Source organism: Pseudalkalibacillus salsuginis, from assembly GCF_021646685.1.
Classification (GTDB): Bacteria; Bacillota; Bacilli; order Bacillales; family Fictibacillaceae; genus Pseudalkalibacillus; species Pseudalkalibacillus salsuginis.
The window spans coordinates 146237-163277 of sequence record NZ_JAKJHW010000003.1; the positions used below are offsets into that span (position 1 = coordinate 146237).

Consider the following 17041-nt stretch of genomic DNA (forward strand, 5'->3'; position numbering starts at 1 on the left):
CTAGTTGAACATTTGTGGACCGTTCATCATCATTCCTTGAATGCGTGTTTGTATGTCTGTCATGATTTGTTGGATTTCTTCAGGACTCATTTCGGCTACATTTTCCCCGTCATTAGCAACACTCGGGAATTTAAGATTTTTGGTGAATTCAGTTTTATTCTCATAATCAAACGTTACACTGATTGGTGCGCCAAGTCCAGCATCCACTTCTAACCCTAACTCGCCATTTGATGCATAGGCTCCGTTGTCCAGATCGTCTGTCACTTTATGTGTGAAATGCCCTTTTAATGGGGGAATGCCAGAGTTGTTCGGATCCTTGATAGATGCTTCGAAATCTGCTTTCATGTCTTCAGGAGCTCCGGAAATTGTAGCATTAAGGTTTACACCTGTAACTTCACCTGCTTCAGCAAAAGCGAATGTTCCAATGATATCACGTGTGGCGTTTTCACCTTCACCTTTTTTACCTTTGATTTCGAGAAGTGCTTTCGAATAATCTTGCTTCTCACCGTTTTCTGGGAAGATATTGATTTCCCATTTACCATCCGTAATGATATCGTCCGAACGTAAGGCGTGGCTGGAATAATCCATGACTACAAGCTCTGACTCATCACCGATTTTAAAATCAACATCACGCTTTAAGATTATTTCATTGTTATCAACGAGGATGACGCTCTTGAATCCGCCTGGAATTTTCACCTGGTCAATGTCCTCAGAAGCATTTTTCAATTCAGTCTTAACCGTTTCCTTGATATCAGCTGTTTCCATTCCAGGAGTATTGAACCCAGTATTTAAATTGGTATCGATCAAGAGATCAAGTAATTCATCATCTTTTTGAAGTTTATCAATCAAAGCTTTCAGGATGTCTTTCGTTTCTTGTTCAGACAGTTGGAGTGTCAGCTGCTTGTATTTGTTGCCTTTGAATTCTACACCGTCTTTTTGTGTTACGTTCTCATCCTTGATTTTATCAAGAAGGAATTTACCGTACTCTTTAGCATGTTCCTCATATTTTCCTTGATTCTTCATTGCTTCTAACTGCATTTCTACAACGTTATCGATTTGCTTCGGTCCCTGGTACGCCGGATCGAACTTTTTCATTACTTCTCCAAATTGATTATTGTTCAAATAAAGGTAATTGTTATAGAGAAGGGGAACATTCAAACCTGTCAGATCTTCAGATTGATAGGCTTCCGCTTTGATGAATTCAGTACCGCCCATGCCCGCTTTCAATTCAGCTAGCCCCTCGTTTTTCTCAGGGTTGAGCTGCGCTGCCATACTCAGTTTAACGTCGTTTAGCATAGAGGCGAACATCGCCATGTTCGGGTCGATCGCGCCAAGTCCTTCAATACTCTTAAGACCTAGTGTCAAGGTTGATTTTGAAGGGTCTTTCAGCATCTTTTCATTGACATCTTTATTGACCGCAAACGTCTTATTAAATGATTCCTGTGTCTGTTCCATTGAGTTCTTCTCAGCCAAAAAGTACGTCTCTTTCGGCGATAGGTTAAAAAACATTGCATAGACCGTTGCACTGATCCCAAGTAAAACGACGACTGCCAGCGAAATCAGGATCGGTTTCTTGCTCCTGCTTGTCTGCTGTGAAGGCTCGATCGAAGCAGCTGTTTCATTTTTTCCTTGATTGTTTTCCATCTTTGTCCTCCTGTTATGTATGTATTATAAGGCTATGAATCTCCTATTCATAAAATACGGATAAGCTTCAAAATAGTTTCTGTAACATCCGACATATTCAAGGAAATTATTTGAAGCATTTACGTACCTTTCTAATCCTACACCGTCCCTAATCCTGTATCAACCATTTTTCGTAATAATAGGGGAAGGTATTTTTTTCTAATTTAAACCCTATTGGACATTATTATGTTATCCAATTTTAAAAAGTAGAATACTAGATAAAAAGTCGGAGAATTGGATCAGTGTACCAGGCACGAAAATTTAACCCTTGGGCCACAAGGGGTTCCAGATGGTACCAGGCACCGTTTCAAACCCCTTGGTATCACCGGCTTTTTAAACGGTGCCTGGTACAGAGGGTGGAACGGGGAGTTTAGGGCATATCGGATTTGTCCATCGCATAAGGTGAGTTAGACCGAGTAATAGAGGGCTTTTCCGACACAGACAGGCATGAAGAAACCGAGTCCAAGTCGAACAATCGTCGAAAAAACCTAGAGGAGGGATTCGGATGAAAAAGGTATTGCCTGGAGCACTTGCGGCTGGCTTTGTCATGACAGTCGGGACAGAGGCATATGCACATTCCGGGGAAGAGGTGATCGAGAGCGCGAAAAAACACTTGGAAACACCTTACAGATATGGCTCGCCAGTAGGGGACACGTCCAGTTTTGATTGTTCTTCTTTTACGGCAACGGTTTTTAGTTATCACGGCATCAATCTGCCTAGAACGAGTCGAGCTCAAGCAAGAGTTGGGAAGCCGGTACGTAGCGGGGACTTGCAGCCAGGTGATCTTGTTTTCTTCGATACGAATTTTGACGGAAAAATCAACCACGTTGCCATTTATGCTGGTAATGGGAAGATGATCGGCGCACAAAGTAAAGGTGTCGGCTATGCAAACCCATTTTCACCCCATTATTGGAGCGATCGATATGTGACAGCGAGAAGAGTCTTATCAGACACAGTAAAGGTTGAAAAAGAACCGAAGTTAACAGTCGTAAAGGGGAAAGGGGAGGCTGAGAAAGCGTTTGAGGTAAAAGTGACTGTAAAATCGGTCCGTTTCCATACAGTTGTTAAAGGCGATACGCTCTGGGACATCGGCCAACGCTACGGGACGAACGTCCAGACCTTGAAAAAGTTGAATGACATCAGGTCGCATTGGATCTATCCCGGGCAAACCATCCTTCTACCTGGTGAAGAAAAATCGAAGGATATTGTAGTCCATTCCTACAGCATGTACACCATCCAAAAAGGTGATACGTTATGGGACATTGGGCAAAAATACAGCGTTTCCGTAGAAAAATTAATGAAAACCAATGGGTTGAGTTCATCCCTGATTTATCCAGGACAACAGGTAATGGTTCCCAAATAGGCATCTTTAGGATTATCTAAAGGAAATTACGGGTAGTCGGATTACTAGGGGTGCAACGATTACTCGTAATTTTCTCTATAGGGAGGCCGTGCTCATGACTATCATAGACAATGTATACCTTTACCGACCTGGTGTAAAAGAAGACAAGCAGGTTCATCATATTAAAATTGACAAAGGGAAAATTTCAGCGATCAGCAAGGGTAGAGCAGATCAAAGTGCAGGGACTATCATTAATGGCAATGGCGCAACCGTTACAGCATCCTTCAATGACACCCATATGCACCTGCTTCGCTACGGATTGATGAAAAAAGAGCTTGATCTCCGCAAGGTGACATCGTGGAGTGAAATGAAAGACATCGTACACAATAAGTACAATGAAGAATTGATGGAAGAGCACGATTGGGTTATTGGACGAGGAGTCATTGACGATCAATTTGAAGACCTGGACCATCCTCTGACAGCGAAAGAATTAGAAGAGCTTGAATACGAGAAACCGATGTTCTTTCTACACGATGATGGGCACGAATGTATCGTAAATGAAGAGGCTTTGAAGATCTTAAGGAAAGAGCCTGAGCTTGAAAAAAATCATGACCGGTTCATTGAAAAAGATAAAGACGGGAATTGGAATGGTCGGTTCAAGGATACAGCCGTTCATTTCATCAAGTACCATTTCAGGAATAAAACAGAAGCGGAAACATACGAAGCCATAAAAGCCGCTATCCCGCATTTGCTTGAATACGGTATCACGTCGGTCCAGACAGATGATGTCAATTTTGCAGGTTCTTTTGATCAGGTGTGGCGGACGTACACTGACCTTGAAAAAGATGGGGAGCTGCCGATCAAAGCTCAGCTTCATCACTACATTTACCATGTGGAAGATTTGAAAAGCTTTATTAGAAACGATGACAAACGTACTGGTGATGGGACGGATCGGGTGACAGTCGGGGCTTTCAAGATCTTTTTAGATGGGACACAAAGACTTCATACAGCAGCGTTAAGAGAACCCTATCATGACCAACCAGAAACTGACGGCGAGCTGATCTACACACAAGAAGAATTGAATGAAATGGTAAAGACTGCGGATGAAAACAACATGCAGGTCGCCATGCATGCAATTGGCGACCGAGCCGTTGAACAAGCCCTTAATGCAATCGAGCAAGTAGGCGCTGAGAAAATGCGCCACCGAATCATCCATGCCCAGGTGTTAGCGCCCGACCTATTGGAGAGGCTGAAGAAAATTAAACCTTACCTCGAGATTCAACCTGGATTTATGATGGATGAATATGATCAAACAGGAGATTGGGTTGGAAGAGTGCGGGAAAGGTATTGTAACCCATGGAATACGGTCGATGAAATGCGGATACCGTATACAGGCAGTTCAGATAGTCCGATTGGGGACCTTTCTCCTCTAGTGAACATTTTTGCTGGGGTAAACCGGACTGACAAAGATGGAAATCCTGAAGGCGGTTGGATTCCGGATGAAAAACTTCCGCTAGATAAAATGTTCAAAGCTTACACCGAAACGGGTGCTTATCTCGATTTCCAAGAAGACAAGAAAGGAAAGCTGGAGGAAGGCTATGCAGCAGATCTTATCCTGTTATCTGACCATCCATCAGAAGTGGATCCCCAAAATATAAAAGAAATCCAAGTGTTGCAAACATGGATCGATGGGGAAAGAGTATATAAGAAGAAATAAGGATGCCAGTATAAAAGCATGCGTTCAAAATGACCGCATGCTTTTTTCACGTGCAATTTTATTTGATGAAACGAATCGTCAATGGAAAGCGGTAGTATTTTCCTTCACTGGCCCGGATTGTTCCAATGATCATGAACACTAGATGGAGAATCACAATAATAGGAAGTAACGCAAAGCCAATAAGGATAACCATTAAAGCCCCAGCAATTAGTCCATAAAGGTAGAAACTAATTTGAAAGTTCAATACTTCTTTTCCATGATAGTCAACATTGGAGTACTCATCTTTTTTAAGTAGCCAGATTAGAAGAGGTGCTATTATGAATCCGAGGGTTGCGGTCAAATACCCAGCAAAACCTGCAAGGTGAACATACATCCCCCAATTTCTTTCATCCTTCGAAAGTTCATTATTATGGTCCAAAAGAATCCACTCCTTTATAATAGTCAGTTAGTGCCAGGCACCATTTTAGAACCCTTGATATAATAATGTTCTTTTTGGGTGCCTGGTACGGCAGGTGGAGTCGTTATCCGATGACTTCTATTTCATCTTTGTCTTTTCTTGCTGCGCTGATCAACAGGATGATGGCTGTGATACTGTGCATGAGCCAGCCGATAATAGGGATCCAAGCGATGCACGAGGTGATGATCCCGAAGATACTTCCCACACGTTGAAATCCAATTTTCGCTTCTTTGTTCACATATACAAGTGTAACAATATGAAGTCCCAACATGACAAATAAAGGGATATACCAGTTGGCTAAGACGAATGTCCCTCCAATAACCGGGATTGCAAGGAAAGCTTCACAACCGCCTGTTACCCATTGAAGTATTTTATATGTTTTCATTTGCTTAACGCTCCTTTTAAAAACTTTTCTTTATATCACTATATACGGTTAATACACGAAAAGGTTTTGCTTTTTCTTTAAAATACCAAAAAAAGTGTGGTTTTAAAAATTCTTAATATGAAATGTTATAAAATCGGGTGCTATGATAAGATGAAGAAAGTTATAATAGGCTTTGATAATAAATCCAGAGGGATGGAAATGAAGAAACTGTTATTATATTGGGGTCCTGTTCTAATATGGATGGGGTTGATTTTTTATTCTTCGGCCCAGCCCTATAGTGAACAAGATATCAGACCATTGCTTCATGATGCTGTCTCACTAGAATGGGTTTCGACCTACTTTTCTGACCTCGCTTTTTACTATGCAGGTGAAGAAGTTAGTATCCATAAGCTAAGTGAAGCAGGATACATAGAGTTTTTCATCAGAAAAGGGACCCACGTTATAGTGTATTTGATTCTAGCCGTTCTACTGTATAGAGCATTCAGAAATTTATTTGAAAAACATGCATCAATCATCAGCCTGTCACTCCTAACCACGTGCCTTTATGCGGTTTCAGATGAAATCCATCAAGGCTTTACAGTTCAAAGATCGCCTCATATGGAGGATGTCGCTTTAGATAGTGTAGGAGCGATTATAGGTGTCTTTTTGGCTCACTACATGTTGTACAAAAAGTCTGGACTACCAACTAAACGCCAATTAAGGAATGAAAGAAATTGACCAAAGTATTACTAAAAAGTACCATTTACGATAGACGGAGTATGGGGGGAAACAAAATGGATAGAAAGATTAAAGTTATGACGATTTTTGGTACAAGACCTGAAGCGATCAAGATGTGTCCGCTAGTCCTTGAATTGGAAAAGCATCCTGATGATATCGAATCAATTGTGACCGTGACAGCCCAACATCGCGAAATGCTTGATCAAGTATTGGAAATTTTTGAAGTCACTCCAGATTATGATTTAAACATTATGAAACAGCGCCAAAGCTTGGTGGAAATCACAAACCGTGCTTTAGAAGGTGTTGATAGAGTTCTTAAAGAAGCTGAACCAGATATTGTTTTGGTACATGGGGACACGTCCACCTCATTTGTGGCCAGTTTAGCTGCCTTTTACAATCAAATCGTTGTAGGACATGTGGAGGCAGGGCTACGAACAGGTAACAAATATTCTCCCTACCCAGAAGAAATGAACCGATTGTTGACTGGTGTGCTTGCCGATATGCACTTCGCACCTACAAACAATTCAGCACAGAATCTTTTAAATGAAAATAAAAAACACAACGACATCTACATTACGGGTAATACAGCTATAGATGCATTGAAAACAACTGTACAAGAAGATTACCAACATCAGGTGGTTGAAAAACTGAATGATGATCGGCTTATCTTGATGACTGCCCATCGTAGAGAAAATCTCGGGGAACCTATGCGTCAGATGTTCTCTGCTATACGTCGATTAGTTGATGAACATGAAAATACCCAGGTCGTCTATCCTGTCCATCTGAATCCGGCAGTTCGTGAGGTCGCGCAAGATATATTGGGGGAACATGATCGGATCCATTTGATTGAACCGTTAGGTGTAATCGATTTTCACAATTTAGCCTCTAGAGCTCATATCATCCTAACAGATTCTGGTGGGATACAAGAAGAAGCGCCTTCTTTAGGGGTTCCGGTCCTGGTACTCAGGGATACGACTGAAAGACCTGAAGGGATTGAAGCAGGCACACTAAAGCTGGCAGGTATTGAAGAAGATCACATCTATAAGCTTGCTAATGAATTGTTAACTGATCCGGCAGCTTATGAAAAAATGTCAAAAGCCTCGAATCCTTATGGAGATGGAGAAGCTTCCCGAAGGATTGTAGAAGCAATCCTTTACCACTTCCAGAAAAGAAATGAACGTCCAAAAGAATTTCAAGTATAAAAATTATAATAAAGGGCTGACACAATTTATATGTGTGAGCCCTTCTTTTAAGCATTTAATCCCAACGTGCGATCTTTTTGATGACTTTCTCCTTGAATAACGTTAAAATTGTTAATTTTCCTTTAGACGTTTTTTGCTTGTGCCACTCGTTATAACTTGCTACAAAAATGAGTAGTGAACCAGTAATGAGGAGGTAACCCCACCACGGAAGATTTCCCCAAAATGGTCTGGTTTGCAAGATTACGTTAAGCAATAATACACCTGCCCCGATAAAGAAATAAGATTTTATCCGTTTAAACATTCCTGTAAGCATTGATAATAAGGAAAGCGATCCGAGAATGAGTGCATCGTAAATTGTCGAGCTTTCCAGTCCATCTTTAATAAGTAATACTGAAACAATCAAAAGAACTGCCCATTGGATTTGACTTGTGATACTTTTATATTTTCCTTCCATACAACGGCGAAGAAAAACTACAAGTATAATCCACGGTAAATCATAAATTTCTTGCTTCCATAAAGGTGGAAGTGAAATTGCGTTTACTAAAGCATAATAGGGCTGCAGCAAGTATGCTCCCGAAAGAAATACAACAAACTTGAACCAGCTTGAGGGAACACGGTTCCTTTGAATCCAAAATCCAATCGAGATTAAGATACCTGGTAAAGCTTTCATCCCAATCAAATCATGTTGCAAGGTATATAAATACCCAAAGAAAATGAACGCAACAATTGTATAGCTATCAAACTGCTTTAACCGACCGTACTCCATTTTATAAATGGATTTGTATATAAATTGTCCACTTAATAATAAGCCAATGGCGATACCGGCTGCTAGAAGAATTTTGAAAGATGATTCCAAATCTGACATCTCTAAAAACTGAGCAGTCCCGATAAGAATTAATAAAAGTGGAAGAGAAGCGACCAGATCCCATTTTACTTTATGTAGGAAAATGAGTAATCCAACTGAAAAAGTTACAGTCAAAATGAATGTAAGCCATCCATATGGATTGACCATTAGAAAAGAGCCGATTCCGAATATAGAAAAGGGAACAAGATAATAAGATGTTCTTTTTTTATAAAATTTGTTGGTGCTTCCCCAGAAAAACACAATCAATAGACTTGTAAACAGAAAAGCATATGGAACCTTGTCTTCGTACTGGAATGTTTCCAGAAATACGAACACTGTCATGAACAATGTCGTGAAGGTTCCATATAGCAACGTTTTGATCTTCCACTCTGTATGTATCATATAGGTACTCACCGCGTATATTCCCACAGCGACTATAAAACTCCAGAGTGATCTTTCATTGTAATAGATATAGGTGGACAACAATGCAAAAGGAAAATAACAGTGAGCCACCCAGACTAATCCGTTCGATAAGATATTGTCACTTTTTCGGATCAATACGGTGATCATCAGAAGGAAGACTCCTCCTAGAGTCAGCTGTATTGATTCCATGAAACTTGTATAATCCAATGTTAGGTGTGAGGCGCATACTAAAGTGAAATACCATACAAGGATTGTCATCCCTATGAGAAAAGACACCCATTTGAAAGTCGTCACTTTATATAATGCAAAATAAACTCCAATACCAGCTAACAAGACAATTGGTCGTACCAACGTTTCATTAATTGGTAAGGTTAAAGCTGTGAGAATGCCTAACGTGTAAAAACCTTGTGCGAAAAAGAAGGAATTCAGTGCAAGCGAGTTTCGTCCAATTGATTTCCAGGTAAAGTAACTTAGAATCAGGACTAAACTCCCTAACACAAAGTCCATTGAAATTCCGAATTCAGTATAGTAAAAAATTGATGCTCTTCGTAACTCTTCTCCAAAGGCTATAAATGCAAATCCAAGCGAGAAGGGAAGGACCCAGGGAGCTGTTTTTTTGTATATGATATGATTATCTGAAACCATAACAATAAACGATGAGATCGCCAGAAAGAGAAATTGGATACCAAGCTCCCAGGAATGATCAAAAGTACTGTTTGCAATAATTGCAAACAGCATAATACCGATTCCGACATCTTTTGAACTATTACGAATTACTTGAAGCAGACGAAGGTTAATTATATATCCAAAGCATATAAGTAAAATAAATCCGATGAAAAATGCAGGTAATAAGAATGTGTCGAATTGTATCCATTGATCCATTTTCAATGCAACTTCATACAAAGAAGCCGCTAAAAATACAGGGATTAGATATGTAAACAAACGCACCTTGGTAACATTTGATAGATAAATGAAATTTCCAGCAATAATGAGATAAGCAAGCATCAATAGATACGATGGCTCATTCATTTTCAATAAAATGCCTTCATAGCTGATGTAGAGGAAGGCAAAGCCAGAAACGGCAGCACTTGTTAAGTGAAAAGCCTTTTTCAATGGAAATTGCTCATCCAGGAAACGAGGGACCACTAAAAATATAATCCCTAGTAGTGCATAAAACAGGGCACTGAATGTTTCTAGAAACGAATTTTCAATCAATTGATAAGCTCCATATACAATCATTGTGCTGAATATGAAATGATACTCTTTTTGCCTGCTCACATAGATCATAGATAAATATAATATTGCAGTTAACAATAGATTGAAGCTATAGAACGTATTGCTTTCATAAAAAAAGAGCATGAGAAGAGTCGAGAAGACAAGATTGATTTGTGAGAAATAGACGAGTTCATTGAAAAAGAGCTTCAACACTTCCCGTTTCTTTAGCCAATGATAGATTACGAGCAAAAGTCCATTATATAACATGATCCCCATATAAAACCCATCTACTGGAAGGCTGAAGGATGCAAGTAAAAATCCAATACAGATCGATAAAGTTATGTAGGAAAACCAAACAAACAGGCGAGATGAGAGACCTCGGGCTAATAATCCGTAAATCGGTATAAGCAAGAGGCTTCCAATTAACCCTAGTATGTATCTGCCTTGACCATAAACGGATAGGTAGGGACCAAATAACCCGAACCACCCTATTGAAAGAATGAATATCGGTAAAAATAAACTTCCTAATACAATGAATGCAAATGCAGTTTTATCAATTTTCAATATACGCTTCGTAATGAAGGCTAACCCATAGAACAGACCGGAGACCAGTATAATTGAACCACTTTTCATCCAATCTGACATTGTCTCCCAATTACTTGTCGCTACAAATAATCCACCGATAAGGAGTAAAATAACGCCTAGGTTTAAGGACCATGTGATATTTCTCTCCCTGATCTCTTCGAGTGTCAACTTCTTTTTTACCTTCGTCGTCTTAGCAGGCTCAACTGGTGGGGGAGTTTTCTCATCTTTTGTGACAATGGTTTCATGATGTTGTTGCTCACTTGCTATTACAGCAGCGTAATAGTCATTATGTGCATTTAATAGGCATTCAAATTCTTTCTCCGTAATATACTCTTCCTTCTTAAGAAGAGATATTTCTTTAATAAATATTCTTCTTCTTTCTTCTCTTGAAAACTCCATTTCATCCCCCTCTGCTTTATCGAAAATTGTTTAAAATGAATACCTGTTCATTATATATGATGTGTTTGGTTAATACTATCAAAAAATGGAAAACAGCTAATGAAGAAGATATTCATGGACCTAATCATGTTTTGGTAGATTTTACATATTTAGACAATTTATTTAATTGTTTACCATAAATTAGTTGTATACCATACGTTAGATGATATAATTTTCTTATATAAAATGTATAAATTGTAATTTATGGGGGATTATAGTGTAAATCGTTTTGTTAAGTGGTCTATTTTGACTGGTTCTTTTTTTGTGTTCTTTTAATGATGGTAAGTTTTTTCAATTCGTCCAGAGAGAATCATAGTTTGGAAGTTTCGGCTAATGCCCGGCTCACTTCTCCAACTGAAATTCCGATTTTAATGTACCATCATTTCACAGAATCTGAGACGACGACAGTATCTGTAGAACGTTTCAAGGAACAAATGCTTGCTATAAAAAATGCTGGTTATAACACGATAACGGATGATCAGTTATATCGGTTCCTATATTACAAGAAGCCCCTTCCAGAAAAGCTGATAATGATCACAATGGATGATAGTTATGAAAGTAATTACATACATGCTTATCCGATATTGAAAGAACTTGGGATGAAAGCTACGATATATATAGTGGTCAGTGACCAAGAGAAAACACCAGGTACGATCCCACATCTTACTTGGGAACAGACTGAAGAAATGTATAAATCTGGTGTGATGGACATCCAAAGCCATACTTTTGATTCGCATAGATTTAACTCGCTCAAAAGAAATTATTGAATCAAAGCTCAAAAAAGAGGTTATAACGATAACTTATCCATATGGTCTTATAACGAAGAAGTGATCAGTACTGCAAAGGAGATAGGTTATAAAATTGGAATCACATTACATACAGGTATTAACAATATTCATACACCTCCATTTGTACTAAAACGCTTGAATGTAATTGATGGTTATAATGGGGAAACTTTATTAACCAAAATCGAAGAATTGAAATAGTCTGATCTTGCGAGTGCCAATGTTTATTCAGCATAATAAACATTGGCGGATCTTTTTTTGACTGAATCCTATGAAAATAAACAGTATTGAACATTTATTTTGATTTCTAGAACATAAGAAAATCCCAAATAAGGGACTTTTTTAAGTGTCCTTTATTTGGGATACAATTCATATCAGGCCAGGTCCTTTATTCTTATTATCTTGTTCTTTTCATTTCAGGGATACTTGATTTTTCGAAGCTGGTATGTTCAAAAGAGTGTGGAGCTTGACTATATATTTTCCATTCCCCATCCACCATTCGTAGAAAATACATACCGCTTGTTGAATCATCGTTTTCTGTTTCTATAGTTGAATCAGGATAAGTGATTGTTACGTTGTAAGATAAATTAGACAAGTCTACAACAGCTAATCTTGTATTCTTCGAAATAACCTTCATCTGGGGAGTACCTACTTGTTCAAATGAAAACTCAAAACCCTCGTTTTCAGTCAATGCTAAGTATAAATCGGTCGAATCAGTGACCATTGCATGGAAAAAACCGATTGTATACTGGTCGAATATTGGATATAAGGCCCTGTAGTCGTTGGTTTGCAATTTTTCATAAACCGCATTTTCATGATTGATGACTAGTTCAGTCAACTCAGATTCAGAAGGTAAATCTACTGACTCCAGGTGTAAAGCCTCTATAAGCATTTTAGATGTTTCTGCACGGGTAGCTGTTCCTTTAGGAAGGAATTTCCCGTCTCCATAACCATTGATGATTCCGACACTGCTCGCCTGGTCAATATATTCTTTTGCCCACGTGTTTTTTACATCACTGAAATGCATATGATCACCTGCAAAATCCACAGTTTCCTTGAAGGAGCGAACGATCATAGCTGCCAATTGTTCTCGAGTGATGGATTTATTAGGAGCAAACTCCGTATCCGTTATACCATTGACAATCCCCAGGGCGCTTGCAATTTGAATTTCATCATATCCCCAAAAACCCTCAGGAACATCTGTAAAATCTTTACCCGGTTTTGTCGAATCAAGATCCAAGGACCTAACTAGTAGAGCTGCTACTTCTGCACGTGAAATCTTTTTATCTGGTTTTGCATAAAGGTCTCCATTTACCTCTATATAACCTTTCATGATATCAGCGTCAATAAGTTGCATCATAACTTCAGCAGCCCAATGATCTGGATTTTCCACTAAATCAATTGGAAGATAGTTACTCATCTTATTTGCTGCTTGCACATTTGACAATGGAGCAAGTACCAATAGCGCTATTGCAAAAGATAATAATGTTTTCTTCATTCTTTTAACCCCCTAAAATTAGTCACATTACCAATATTAAGGGGTCAGGTGAATTATGTCGTATGCTTTTTTTACTATATACAAAAAACAATATACCTATTTATCTTACTTATATTCCCATTTATATTTGTAGTAAAGTATAAAACCTCTGCTTTAGGTCTGGTCAACAACAGAAAATTATCAGGATAAAATTGACATAACTGATAGATTATTTTACATTACATAGAGCAATAGTAGAGGTTTTTCTAGGATTTTAATAGAAATTAAGGATGGTAGTATGGATATTTTATTGAAATGGTTAAAAAAATCAAGTCTTACACTACTTGGTTTCAGTGATTATTTCCTTTTTGTGTTGCTGATTATGGTGAAGTTATATATTTTTGCAATCATGACAGAAACCATTTTCGTGCCTCAAGGTGCTGTCGGCTATATTAAAGATGTCATCACATTCCTCATAAGTGACACGCCAGAAAGTAACTTACGTGCTGGACTAGTGATGGTCAGCTTCGGATCGATTTTGATTATATCCTTTTGGACGTTACTATTAAAAGGTAAAAAACGCTGGATCAGTCTGCTTGCTTTAGATGGATTATTGACATTCATCATTTTGGCTGATACAGTCTATTATCGATATTTTGAAGATATCATTTCATCAACTGTATTGATGCAATTCAGGCAGGTCAGTTCACTTGGAAGTAGTATTTCAAATCTTTTCAGTTGGTCGGACCTTTTGTTCGTTATTGATTTAATTATTTTGATACCTGTTGTCATTTTAGGGATCAAATGGTCTGAAGGAAATTTATGTTCATCGATATGGATGCGAATGACCACCGCAATCATGGCCCTTATGATCGGGATTTTTTGTACATACTATCCGATCAAAGTGTTCCTTGGATTCGGGGGAAGCTGGCTGTTTGAAAAAACGTTGTCGAACATGCGTGTCTATGATTTGACAGGTCTATTAGGGTTTCATGGTTATGATACCTATCGCTTCATTTCGGAATCATTAGAGAGCAAGACTGTATCTACAGAACGGAAAGAGGAAATCCAGGATTGGCTCCTTAAGCATCAAGAAGTATTAAGTACGGAATCAGATTACTATGGTATATCAGAAGGTAAAAATGTCATCATCATTCAGCTGGAAGCTTTCCAGTCGATGTTGATCGATGAAAAAGTGAATGGACGAGAAATCACACCGAACCTGAATAAGCTGAAAAAAGAAAGCATGAATTTCACTAATTTTTATGATCAAACAGCAAGCGGGCGTACCTCAGATGCAGAATTCCTGTTGAATACCTCCCTTTATCCATTGCCTTCCGGTTCAGCTTATATCAAACACTCTGGTAACGAGTTTTCGTCGATGCCAGCCTTATTTAAGAAAGAAGGATTTTCTACAGAGGTTTTTCATGCATACAAACCAAGTTTCTGGAACCGGTATATGATGTATCAGACGCTTGGTTTTGATAAGTTTAATAGCCTGGAGGACTTTAAAGAAACAGAGATGATCGGATGGTCGATTTCAGATAAAGCATTCTTGAATCAGTCAGCTGAAATGATGGAAAAGCAAAAGAAACCATCCTATTCCTTCTTGATCACATTGACTAGCCACTATCCCTATGAATTCCCTGAAAAATACAAAAAATTGGACTTATCAGGCCTTAATGATGAAACCTTTAAAAATTATCTTCAATCTACTCATTATGTTGATGAAGCGATGGGGGAGTTCGTTCAAAAACTGAAAGACCAAGGCGCCTGGAACGACTCAGTTGTAATGCTTTTCGGAGACCATGACTCCGGATTAATGGCTGAAGATGGCGAAATGGCGAAATTCATGAAGGTCGATAAGAATAAGACTGAGTATTTAAAAGAAAAAGAACGGTTACCTTTGATGATCCGACTCCCGGATGGAGAAAAGGCAGGAACGTATGACAAAACGATCGGACATATTGATTTGGGACCGACATTGATGCATTTATTAGGAATTGATATGAGTAAAGAATATATGATTGGGACACCAGCTTTTGTCGAACACCAAAACAACGTCGTTTTTCGTTCCGGTTCATTCATAACCGATGAAGTACTCTATAAAGCTTCAATCGATGGTGATTTTGAGAGTGGAAGTTGTTATGATTTGAAATTGAAAGAAAAGATCAACTTAGTCAATTGTCAAGAACCCTATGAGAAAGCTGTTAATCAACTACAGATGTCTGATCAGATATTAGGAAGTGATTTGATCAGGGAATATCGAAAGAATGAGCTTTAAAAAGAAACGGGTTAAAAAACCGGCCCTGTTTCTAACAACTAGGGGTAGTGTCTTATCACTTCGGTCCAATGGGATTCAAACCAAGAGAAAAACCTGAGTGGAGGGATGATTTTCCTCCACTCAGGTTTTTCTTAATACTTTCTTAAATTCGTTCTGGAGCAGGTTTATATGGATTTGCTTTCGGGATTGCACCAAATACAATCCATGACCAGCTAATCCTCTTGAAAAATAAGTTGACGATCCAGCTTGATAGGAGTAATTCTGCTAAGAAAGCCCCGCCGACAGTCAATGAATACTGAAGTGGCTCGCCCTGGTATGGAAAAAGATACGTATATGTCCGTAAAGCGAATATATGAACTAAATAGATTCCGAACGATAATACGCCTAGATGGATCAAAGTATTGACAATTCTTGAAGATGCAAGCTTGAAAATATAATGGGACATCACGATCAACACGATTGCAGATAGGAATGTATGTGCATTCCAAACCCCTTCGAACATAAAGAGTGGTAACTGTGTCCCCTTTATACGGGTAACATACCACATCCATATATGGATACCCGCAACCGAAATCCACATACTCATCAACATAACCTGATACATGATGGACTTAGCCCTGTTTTGTTTCAACCAATCAATAATCTGATGGTAATAGATTCCCAGGAAAGCCCCAGTAAAGTAAAAGGAGAAATAAGAAAATGCAATACTACCTTTTAATGTAATGTGTAAATAATGATGGTTCAAAAGGACAAATGCCCATTGGGAAGCAAACCCGATCAATACCAAGTATTTGCAAGTAGAAGGATATTTCTTCAGTAACCAAAGGAACAGCGGGAACATCAGGTAAAGCTGTACACTGATGAACACGAAGTAAAGGTGGCCTTCAGCTTTTCCAGTCAACATGCTAATGAAAAATGATCTGACAGCTTCCTTGTCGACTCCTTGGAAAAAGGGATAGTTCGAAAATGGACCAAAAAAGTAAGCAATAGAAAACAGTGTATAAGGTAAAAGGATGTATAGAAGCCTGCGTTTATAAAACCGTATCATCAACTTTCGATCCAATTGACGATGATAGTATGTATAAAATAGAACAAAGCTGCTTAACAGAATAAACGTCGTTGTTCCAAACTTGAAGAAAACGTTCATGAAATGGAACCCTTTCGATAAATCTGGATCTATAATCTGTGTGACTGGTGTGGCAGTTGCATGGACGATAAGTACGCCTATAATAGCAATCGCTCTCGTTATATAGATTTCGTGTATTTGTTTTTTCTGTGCCATTTCATTCCTCTTTTCTTTCTTAACCTGAGTATATAGACAATTCGTCATTACGGTTTAACTGATGACGGTTCTTAAGAATGATTTACACAACCTTTATATTTTATTTACATCCCCATTCATGTTCTTTTCTTACAAGTAATCATTTACAAATAGTTATTTTGATAGAAAATTATCCTACTATTGGTCCAACTTTCAAATATTCGAA

At 38.5% G+C, this 17041-nt stretch carries 12 protein-coding genes; 6 read left to right on the top strand and 6 right to left on the bottom strand.

Features of this window, described 5'->3' with window-relative positions:
• Positions 1-1644, bottom strand: a complete 1644-nt coding sequence (locus L1611_RS10150; protein WP_236312982.1) for a DUF6583 family protein — start codon at positions 1642-1644, stop codon at positions 1-3.
• Positions 1645-2188: 544 nt separating this feature from the next.
• Here L1611_RS10150 and L1611_RS10155 point away from each other — a divergent pair.
• Together L1611_RS10155 and L1611_RS10160 are read left to right on the top strand one after the other, a co-directional pair.
• On the top strand, positions 2189-3046 hold the full coding sequence (locus L1611_RS10155; protein WP_236312983.1) for a C40 family peptidase: 858 nt from the start codon (positions 2189-2191) through the stop codon (positions 3044-3046).
• Between the two features lie 94 nt (positions 3047-3140).
• On the top strand, positions 3141-4742 hold the full coding sequence (locus L1611_RS10160) for an amidohydrolase (protein ID WP_236312984.1): 1602 nt from the start codon (positions 3141-3143) through the stop codon (positions 4740-4742).
• A gap of 58 nt (positions 4743-4800) precedes the next feature.
• Here the strand turns inward: L1611_RS10160 and L1611_RS10165 are convergent, their stop codons facing one another.
• Positions 4801-5160, bottom strand: a complete 360-nt coding sequence (locus tag L1611_RS10165) for a DUF4870 domain-containing protein (RefSeq protein WP_236312985.1) — start codon at positions 5158-5160, stop codon at positions 4801-4803.
• A 103-nt stretch (positions 5161-5263) separates the two neighbouring features.
• Complete coding sequence (locus L1611_RS10170) at positions 5264-5584, bottom strand: hypothetical protein (protein WP_236312986.1); 321 nt, start codon at positions 5582-5584, stop codon at positions 5264-5266.
• Positions 5585-5734: 150 nt separating this feature from the next.
• On the opposite strand from L1611_RS10170, the gene L1611_RS10175 reads away from it, so the two are divergent.
• A complete protein-coding gene (locus tag L1611_RS10175; protein ID WP_236312987.1) occupies positions 5735-6301 on the top strand; it encodes a VanZ family protein in 567 nt (188 codons plus the stop codon).
• Positions 6302-6357: 56 nt separating this feature from the next.
• A complete protein-coding gene (gene wecB, locus L1611_RS10180) occupies positions 6358-7503 on the top strand; it encodes a non-hydrolyzing UDP-N-acetylglucosamine 2-epimerase (protein WP_236312988.1) in 1146 nt (381 codons plus the stop codon).
• Positions 7504-7558: 55 nt separating this feature from the next.
• Here the strand turns inward: wecB and L1611_RS10185 are convergent, their stop codons facing one another.
• Positions 7559-10969: a DUF2157 domain-containing protein gene (locus L1611_RS10185; RefSeq protein WP_236312989.1), complete on the bottom strand. Its 3411-nt coding sequence runs from the start codon at positions 10967-10969 to the stop codon at positions 7559-7561.
• 356 nt (positions 10970-11325) lie between these two features.
• Here L1611_RS10185 and L1611_RS10190 point away from each other — a divergent pair, with 356 nt between their 5' ends.
• Positions 11326-11775, top strand: a complete 450-nt coding sequence (locus tag L1611_RS10190; protein WP_236312990.1) for a polysaccharide deacetylase family protein — start codon at positions 11326-11328, stop codon at positions 11773-11775.
• A 415-nt stretch (positions 11776-12190) separates the two neighbouring features.
• Here L1611_RS10190 and L1611_RS10195 read toward each other — a convergent pair whose 3' ends face one another.
• Positions 12191-13291 (bottom strand): S-layer homology domain-containing protein, encoded by a 1101-nt coding sequence (locus L1611_RS10195; RefSeq protein WP_236312991.1) that lies wholly within the window; start codon positions 13289-13291, stop codon positions 12191-12193.
• A 277-nt stretch (positions 13292-13568) separates the two neighbouring features.
• Between L1611_RS10195 and L1611_RS10200 the strand changes: the two genes are divergently transcribed.
• Complete coding sequence (locus L1611_RS10200; protein ID WP_236312992.1) at positions 13569-15554, top strand: LTA synthase family protein; 1986 nt, start codon at positions 13569-13571, stop codon at positions 15552-15554.
• A gap of 142 nt (positions 15555-15696) precedes the next feature.
• On the opposite strand, the gene L1611_RS10205 is transcribed toward L1611_RS10200, so the two are convergent.
• Complete coding sequence (locus L1611_RS10205; RefSeq protein WP_236312993.1) at positions 15697-16836, bottom strand: acyltransferase; 1140 nt, start codon at positions 16834-16836, stop codon at positions 15697-15699.
• Between the last annotated feature and the right edge of the window lie 205 nt (positions 16837-17041).

Coding starts and splice junctions, on each gene's coding strand:
- L1611_RS10150 (WP_236312982.1), bottom strand. CDS start 1,644: ATGGAAAACAATCAAGGAAAAAATGAAACAGCTGCTTCGATCGAGCCT.
- L1611_RS10155 (WP_236312983.1), top strand. CDS start 2,189: ATGAAAAAGGTATTGCCTGGAGCACTTGCGGCTGGCTTTGTCATGACA.
- L1611_RS10160 (WP_236312984.1), top strand. CDS start 3,141: ATGACTATCATAGACAATGTATACCTTTACCGACCTGGTGTAAAAGAA.
- L1611_RS10170 (WP_236312986.1), bottom strand. CDS start 5,584: ATGAAAACATATAAAATACTTCAATGGGTAACAGGCGGTTGTGAAGCT.
- L1611_RS10175 (WP_236312987.1), top strand. CDS start 5,735: ATGAAGAAAGTTATAATAGGCTTTGATAATAAATCCAGAGGGATGGAA.
- wecB (WP_236312988.1), top strand. CDS start 6,358: ATGGATAGAAAGATTAAAGTTATGACGATTTTTGGTACAAGACCTGAA.
- L1611_RS10185 (WP_236312989.1), bottom strand. CDS start 10,969: ATGGAGTTTTCAAGAGAAGAAAGAAGAAGAATATTTATTAAAGAAATA.
- L1611_RS10195 (WP_236312991.1), bottom strand. CDS start 13,291: ATGAAGAAAACATTATTATCTTTTGCAATAGCGCTATTGGTACTTGCT.
- L1611_RS10200 (WP_236312992.1), top strand. CDS start 13,569: ATGGATATTTTATTGAAATGGTTAAAAAAATCAAGTCTTACACTACTT.
- L1611_RS10205 (WP_236312993.1), bottom strand. CDS start 16,836: ATGGCACAGAAAAAACAAATACACGAAATCTATATAACGAGAGCGATT.